Genomic DNA, 8,503 nt, shown 5'->3' on the forward strand with positions numbered 1-8,503 from the left:
ATGCAAAAGAGTTTGATCGATCTTCTATCTCACGAACTTCGAACCCCTTTGACCCTGATACGGGGAGCTGCCAGCAATCTATCCAATCCACAGTTCACCCTTGCGCAAAAGGATAAAGAGGCGATGGTGCAAACCATTGTGGAAGGGTCACGCCGTATGGAAAAAGTGATCGACAATTTACTGGTTAATGCACGATTTCGTGAGGGAAAAACACCTCTTAATCGGACAATAGTACGCTTTGAGGAGGTGGTTTCCTCGGCATTGGCGATAGCCGAAAATGATTGGAACCGACAAGCTAACCTCTCCTTCTCGGCGGATATTCCTCCCTTGAGTGCTGATATCGCTTTACTTCAGCTGGCCGTTGGCAATTTATTGGATAACGCCTTTAAATACGGTCATGAGGTGCGTGTTGAACTGAGTGCCGCATTTAATGAAATACAGTTGCTTATCTGTAATAACGGCGATCTTCCCTCTTCGGATACTATCGCTACCCTCGGTATTATCCCAGGGAGGCTTGACAATGCCCAAGGCAAGCCGGGCTCAGGGATCGGATTGCGTCTTGCGCAAAACATTATCGAAGTTCACGGCGGTACATTAACGATTGATCTGAGCAATGATCATTTTTGTGTTCGAGTGAGCCTTAGGGGAGAGTCGTGACATCTAAAATTTTAATTGTGGATGATGACCCCTCTATACGGCGGCTGTTGGCTATGACGCTTGCCTTTGCCGGATTTATGGCGGAGAGTGCATCAACGGCAAAAGAGGGATTGAAAAAAGGGAGCAATGAGTATTTCGATTTGATTTTGCTCGATTTGGGATTACCCGATATGAGCGGGATCAAATTTTTAGAGCGTTATCGCGAGAATGACCAAACCCCTGTCATTGTGGTTTCGGCAATTCATGATGAGACGGACAAGATAGCCGCTCTCAATGCGGGGGCGGATGATTATGTGACAAAGCCTTTCAATACGGATGAGCTGATTGCCCGTATAAAAGCAAATTTACGCCGCGTTCCTCCTACGCAGGAGAGATCACCAATTCTAAGTGTTGGAGAAATGCGTATGGATGTTGCCGGAAGAATTGTCACAATAGCCGATGAACTGATAAAGTTGACCCCCAAAGAGTTTAAACTACTCCGTGTTTTTATGGAGAATGAGGGGAAAGCACTGACTCACTCATGGTTGCTTAAATCAATATGGGGAGTCGGATATCAGCATGAGACCCATTATCTGAGAGTTTTTATCAATCAACTGCGTCAAAAGATTGAAATCGATTCCGCACGACCGAAATGGATCATCACCGAAGCGGGGATCGGATATCGGTTTGTGGGATAAGATTTAGCCCCGCTTCGCTATAATTTAAAACTTTTTGATTATGCGGAGCAGGGATGAGTACAGAAGAGATCGGAGCACTATTAAGCGATAAAAGCAAGCTCCTCTCCGAAATCTATTTCGAACTTCAAGCCGCGTGTGAGGCGAAGTACGGTTCCGATACCCTCGTCATTATCGAAGTAGGATCATTCTTCGAGGTCTACGAAGTCAACAACGAAGCTATGAAAATCGGTAAGGCGAAAGAAGTTGCCGAATTTCTCAACATCCAGCTTACCCGTAAAAACAAAACCATTTTAGAAAACTCGATCCAAAACCCTCTTCTCGCGGGGGTTCCGACCGTCTCTATCGAGCGCTATCTCAGCCGTTTGGTACAGTCGAAAAAATATACCATCGTCCTCGTCCGTCAGCAGGGGGAAGTTCCCCATATCCGCCGCTACATCTCCAATATCATCTCTCCGGGGACCAATTTTGATTACATTGCCGAAGCGAGCGAGAACTATATCGCTTCGCTCCTGATCGATCAAAATAACGGGGTTTATTCCATCGGCTACTCCGCTATCGATGTAGGGACGGGGAAAACCCTTATCAATGAGATTCATGGAACCCGTGAAGATAAAACCTATGCCCTCGATGAAGTGTTTACACTGCTCCAAAGCTACCAAACCTCTGAGGTGGTGGTGACGTTTTGTGCGGGAGATATCGATCGTGAAGAAGTAAACCGCTATCTGGAGATCAAAAATCACCATCGTACCTCGATGAACGAGAAACGGCTTCGGATCGATTACCAAAATGAACTGTTTGAACGGATTTATCAGATACGCTCACTCCTCAGCCCTATCGAGTATCTTGATTTAGAGCGCTATCCGTATGCCTCCGAATCGCTTTGTATCCTTATCAACGTTATTATCGATCACGATGCCGGAATCATCGAGAAGATGAACCGTCCGACCTTTTTGGGGACGAATCGCTATATGTATCTGGGAAACAATGCGGCGGAGCAGTTGGGGATTATTTCTCGTGATTCGGATGAAATGACACTCCTTAAATTGATCGATAAAACCTCTACGGCGATGGGAAAACGGCTATTGCGTGAGCGACTGCTGAATCCGATTTGTGATGCCAAACTCCTCGAAGAGCGATACGATTTGATCGACAAAATGGGGGAGCATATCGCGCCGTTGGAGACGAAACTCAAAGAGGTCTACGATCTGGAGCGGATACTTCGTCGTTTAAAGCTCGGTAAACTCCACCCGTTCGAACTCGCCTATTTTTACGCGTCGCTCAGTGCGGCGGAATCGTTGTTTGAAGATGCCGAGCGTTTAAAAATTACCTACGATAAAGCCAGTGCACAGGAATGTGCCCATTGTGCCTCGGAGTTGCGTCGTATTTTTAATATCGAAGCGTGCGCCAAATTCCGACGCGATCAGGTAGATCAAAATCTCTTTAACGAAGGGATTGATCCCTCTATCGATGCACTGGAACAGTTACAGAGCGATAACGAAGCAAAACTGAGTGCTATTATCAGCCATATCGACACTTTTTTCGAATCGGGGGGATCGTATGCCTCTATCGGATGGCTGGAGAGTGAGGGGTATCATCTGTTGATGACCCGTAACCGCTATGTGAGTGTCGAAGAGGCACTCCACAACAGCTTTTTTACCTTGGAGGGGCAGCACTACTTTTTCCGTGATTTTCAGATCCGAAAACTCAAAACAACCGTCAAACTCTCTTCCACCCTTTTGGATGAACTCTCCATCGAAAATGCCGGAGCCAAGTCGCGGATGATCGCACAGGTGAAAGAGCGCTACCGCGAACAGCTTGAAGGACTTGAGAAACGGTTTTCCCATGCCATCGAACATTTGATCTCTTTTTTAGCTGTGGTGGATGTGAGTCTCAGCGGTGCGAAGTGTGCGAAGCAGTACCGATATGTCAGACCGACGATTGTACCATCTCCTAAAGCGTTTATTGAAACGGTAGGGCTGCGGCATCCCCTGATCGAGTCGCGCGAAGAGAACGGTATCTTTATCCCGAACGATCTCTTTTTAGGTTCCCTTGATCAGCACACCTATGAAGAGCATTCGACGATAGAGAACGGTGAGGATGTCAAAGGGGTATTGCTCTATGGGATCAACTCCAGCGGGAAATCCTCTCTGATGAAGAGTATCGGACTCTCGGTAGTGATGGCACAAGGGGGATCTTTCGTTCCGTGCGCCGCTATGCGTTTTGCCCCTGTCGACAAGCTTCTCACTCGTATCGTCTCCAAAGACAACCTCTACAAAGGGTTATCGACCTTTGCGGTAGAGATGCTGGAACTCCGTAATATTTTCAATCGAGCAACAGAGAATACCCTCATATTAGGGGATGAGATCAGCCACGGAACCGAGACCGAATCGGCTCTCGCTATCGTCGCGAGTGCGATCCTAAAACTCCGTGAGATTGGAAGTATGTTTATTTTTGCCACCCATCTTCATCAGCTCTCCTCCCTCGCCGAAATCCAAAAAGCGCGAGAGATTGTTCTGCTTCATTTGGGAGTGTATTACGACGAAGCGAGCGACAAACTGGTGTATGACCGCAAACTTAAAAGCGGAAGCGGCTCGACGCTGTACGGATTGGAGTTTGCCAAATCACTCCACATGGATGAGACCTTTTTGAAAAAAGCGTACGAGATACGGGGGCGGATCACCGATAAAACCCACGAAGCCGCTATGTTGAAACGTGAGAAGAAGAGCCGCTACAACAACAAGCTCTTCCTCACCAAATGTGCGTTATGCGACGAAGCGGTCGATGAGGTACACCATATCGTCCCGCAAGCCAATGCGGATGATGGCGGTTCTATCGGCCATTACGGGATGAATCACCGCTACAACCTTATTCCTCTGTGCTCGAAACACCACCGCATGGTGCATGAGGGGAAAATTGCCGTTCACGGCTTTGTGATGAGTGAGGAAGGTTTACGGCTTAGCTACTCCGAGAACACTACGACGAACAGTTGAGCAGAATGAGTGAAAGGGACTGTCATAAAAATTTTAATTGTCGATGACAGTCTGACGGTGCGCAAGATTGTTAAGCGTTATTTGTTGAAGCACGGCTACGATCACATAGATGAAGCGGTTGATGGTAAAGATGCGCTTGCATTGTTACAGCAGTACGAATATGGGTGCATATTCTTAGACATCAATATGCCGGTAATGGACGGTTTCACCGTTTTAGAATGGCTTAATCGTGTACCATGGCGAGATCAGATTCATGTTGTTGTAATGTCGACGGAAGTCATTCAGTTGGGTCAAAAGCGGATACGTGAACTGCAAATCGATACGGTAATCCCGAAACCTTTTACGGGAAGCGAATTTGAAAGAACCGCAGTATCACTGCTGAATGTTATCAGTTCAAAAGCACAAACGGTGCAACTCGTTTATGATGGGCCTATTATGATCATCGATGACAGCCTGGCGATGCGAAATATCATACGAAAACAGTTGGAAAATCTCAATTGTCTTAATGTCACTGAAGCTGTCAACGGTAAAGATGGGCTTGAAAAAATCAGCGAATGGGCTATGCTTTATGAAGACGATGAAAAAATGGGAATTGTTTTTTTAGATTTGACGATGCCGGTAATGGACGGATTGCAATTGATTGAAATTTTGGAAGAAAAAGAACTTCTTTCCAAATTACAAATCATTGTCCTTTCCGGAAGCATCGACATGGCATTGACGATGGTGGATGGTTCATCCATCATGTCCGCGTTGCCAAAACCGTTTGAACATACGGCTTTTGTTCAGGCGTTTCGTCCTTTGATCGAAGAGAACCCGATTCGACTGCAAACACCACAAAATGAGATCAAACTTTTTTTTGATGCGAAAAAGAATGTCGAAAATCTTACCTCTTTGGATGTGATCGAAGCAGAGAGCGTTAGTGAATTGAGTGAGTTTCTTTTTGCCCCTTTTGAATCGATGACGTTGGAACTCTCTTTTCCAAAAGAGCGTTTGAGGGAGATTCCAAAAGAGGTATTTTTCTCATGTATTCAGTCGGTCTATCGTTCGGTACTGATGATTGACCACCGTATTAAAAATTATTTTGAACTCGAATATCTATACGATCAAATGCAAAAAATAGATCGGTATGAATCGCAAATCAGTGCAATCACAGCCAAAGATATTCTGGGATATGTCCGTATGAAACTGTTACCGAAAAATAATGAGTATGCGGAATTGAGCGCTAAAATAAGACGTTATCGTATTGCAATTAAAACGTTAATTGAACGGAAAAACAAACTTATTCAAATGTATAAAGAGACTCCAAGCAAACAGGTTAAAGAGACCTACGAAAAATATGAGCATGACCTTGCCTCTTATCGGGGTGCTTTGGCAAGCCATGACAAACAACTCAACGATTTATCTCAGTTTTTGGAAAATGAGATTATGGATCAGTGGGAACAGATGTTCAAAGCGCAGATTCATCGAATGACAAAAACCACTAATCAGGTTCGTGCCGAGTTTGATAGATCTCTTTGGAAGGGGATGCGTACCTCTAAGCGTTTCAGATCGTATTGCAATGCGCAAGGAAGGCATTTAGAGTTGACGACGCAAAGCTGGCTCGAACATGAGAATAATCGACTACATGGACAACTTCGCCATTTTTTTGAAGTCGATTTTCGGACATCAATCCTGATCGTAGGTTTTAAAGACAGTGAAGGAAGCCAAATGCGTGAAGAACTTAAAAAAAATTTCCCCACGTATGATATTCAGGCATTTACAAATTGGACGATTAAAAATTACGGTTTGCCGTATGTGCCGAATTTATTGATATTAAACCGTGAATCGCAGGAAGAAGGGTTTGAAACCTATCTGAATGAAGTAGCAAAACGGTTTAAAACCTCGGTTGAGATGCTCAATACATTGACTATTTATAAAGGGGCAATCAAAAGCTCGGAGTTGATCGGCAATGATAGCCTTTATAACTTGAAGCTCAAAAACTACATGAAAATGCCTTCTTCGCCTCATGAATACACTATGATGGCGCTGAAAGCAAAATCGCTTATTTTTTAGTCCGATACCGTTCGAATCAATCCAATTTGTTCAATCTTACCCTTGTCGACTTCAAATCACTCTGGAACGAAAATGGATCATTGACTACCGGAATAAGGGTATTGATCGGTGTATCGGGGTAGCCAAACGGAGCAAAAAGGTGACGGGATGCGAGTGTTCCGAAACGAACGGGGAGGAGCAAAGATCCCAGTTCATTAGAGAGAACCGCTATATCCCCTTCCGATATCCGCAACACTTCGGCTTCAGCCGCGTTCATCATCAAATAAGGGTTCTCTTCGTCTCTTAAGAGTTCTGCGACTTCTCCGGTACGTGTCATCGTATGCCACTGTTTTTTTGTTCGCCCTGTAATGAGGATAAACTCATCGCTTGGTAGGTTGAATGGAGCAGAGACAATCGGATGAAACCGTGCTTTTGCCGATTGTGTCGCAAATTTCTCATTCGAATAGAGCCGTTCTCCACCCCACTGATACGAGAGGGTTTGATAATCCTGGGTACTTTGATCGCAGAGGCGTTCCTCGGTAAGTTTTTTATATTCATCATAGATTTCGGCGGAATCGGTAAAATCGAATCCTTCAAATCCCAATGCCGCAGCAACCTTGCAGATGATTTCACCATCGCTTTTTGACCCTGATGGAGCCGTTTTAAATGGTCTGAACCGTTTAATAAATCGCTCCGAATTGGTCATGCTTCCCTCTTTTTCTCCCCATGAACTGCTCGGGAGAATCAGATTAGCCAGCATCGCGCTTTGGCTCATTACGCAGTCTTGGACGACCAAAAAGAGCTCAGCCTGATTCAGGGCGTGTGCTGTTTTATGAACATCAGGGAGGGTTAAGAGGGGATTGGTGCATGCAACCCACAAAAATTGGAGTTTACGGGTGAGAATAGCGTCCATGGCCTCCGTGATCGTCATTCCCGAATGCGGTGAAATAGAGCCCTCTGAGAGATTCCAATGACGTTCGCACGTTACGCGGTCGCTTTCATTACGGACATCGCGATAGCCGGGTAAACCGTTTGAAAGATAGCCGACTTCCCGTCCCCCCATGGCATTGGGCTGTCCGGTGAGAGAGAGGGGAAGCCCTTTGAGTGCATTCATCCGTCCCGTCGCTAAAAAGAGGTTGATAAATCCAAGATTGCGCATCACACCATCACTCGCCTGATTAAGTCCTTGGCACCATAGCCCTAGAATCTTTTTGTCTGAAGCAAAAAGTTCAACGAGTCGCTTTGCCTCTTGGACTTTCAGTCCGCACGATGCTATTGCTTCTGCAAAAGGGAGAACTCTGGCCGCGTCGAGTGTCTCCTCAAACCCTTCGCAGGAACGGGCGATAAAATCGGCATCGCATCCTCCGCGTGTCTCAATATCGGCAAGGAGAGCATTGTAGAGGATCGTATCGGTTCCGCTGAGAAGTCCCAGCCACAGATCGGCTTTCTCGGCGGTTTCGGTACGGATCGGATCGATGACGATGATTTGAGTATTCGGATTGGATTTTTTGCGGGTCATAATCCGTCGATAGATGATCGGATGCGCCCACGCCGGATTGGAGCCGCTGATGAGGATCACATCGGCATCGTCTATGTCGGCGTAGCAGCCAAGAGCACCGTCACTCCCGAAAGCCATTTTGTGGGCTACCACTGCGCTTGCCATACAGAGCCGAGAGTTGGCATCGACATTATTGGTTCCCAAGTGTCCCTTGATCATTTTGGTAAAAAGGTAGCTCTCCTCGGTGAGGAGTTGTCCTGAGAGGTAAAAATAGAGGCTATCAATGGGGATGTCACGGATACGATCGGCCAAAATCGCGATCGCTTCATCCCACCCGATCGGTTGAAACGGCTCGGACTTATTGCTTCGATACAGCGGTGTTGTCAGGCGGTTTGAATCTAATCCCTTCACCATTTGGATCGGTTTGAAACAGAGTTCTCCGTGCGTAGAAGGGTTGGCTTTATCTCCCTTTACTTTGATCCGATTGTCGGAGCATTCGACACTCAGCGCGCATCCTGTACCGCAAAACGGGCATCCTGTAGCGATGAATTCTTCAGCTTTCATACGAGATAGTCTCTAGATCATTAATAATTTCGGTAAAGACCTGATAACGATGTATCGGATTCGGATGAACCATTTTTTCGATAACC

The 8,503-nt window shown here is 46.0% G+C and carries 5 protein-coding genes; 4 read left to right on the top strand and 1 reads right to left on the bottom strand.

Annotated elements, in window-relative coordinates; translation table 11 throughout:
• From Q0C19_RS09100 to Q0C19_RS09115, 4 genes are all read left to right on the top strand, one after another.
• Positions 1–657 (top strand): histidine kinase dimerization/phospho-acceptor domain-containing protein (locus tag Q0C19_RS09100; protein ID WP_295055274.1); only part of this gene is annotated, 657 nt, incomplete at its 5' end.
• Positions 654–1,334: a response regulator transcription factor gene (locus tag Q0C19_RS09105; RefSeq protein ID WP_295055276.1), complete on the top strand. Its 681-nt coding sequence runs from the start codon at positions 654–656 to the stop codon at positions 1,332–1,334. The genes Q0C19_RS09100 and Q0C19_RS09105, both read left to right, overlap by 4 nt.
• Before the next feature lie 53 nt (positions 1,335–1,387).
• A complete protein-coding gene (locus tag Q0C19_RS09110) occupies positions 1,388–4,324 on the top strand; it encodes an HNH endonuclease (protein ID WP_295055277.1) in 2,937 nt (978 codons plus the stop codon).
• Between the two features lie 9 nt (positions 4,325–4,333).
• Entirely contained in the window at positions 4,334–6,376 is a 2,043-nt protein-coding gene (locus tag Q0C19_RS09115; RefSeq protein WP_295055279.1) for a response regulator, read from the top strand.
• Positions 6,377–6,392: 16 nt separating this feature from the next.
• Here Q0C19_RS09115 and Q0C19_RS09120 read toward each other — a convergent pair whose 3' ends face one another.
• Positions 6,393–8,417, bottom strand: coding sequence for a molybdopterin-dependent oxidoreductase (locus tag Q0C19_RS09120; protein WP_295055281.1), 2,025 nt, complete (start codon positions 8,415–8,417; stop codon positions 6,393–6,395).
• Between the last annotated feature and the right edge of the window lie 86 nt (positions 8,418–8,503).

The sequence above is a fragment of the Sulfuricurvum sp. genome, from assembly GCF_023250475.1.
Lineage (GTDB): Bacteria > Campylobacterota > Campylobacteria > Campylobacterales > Sulfurimonadaceae > Sulfuricurvum.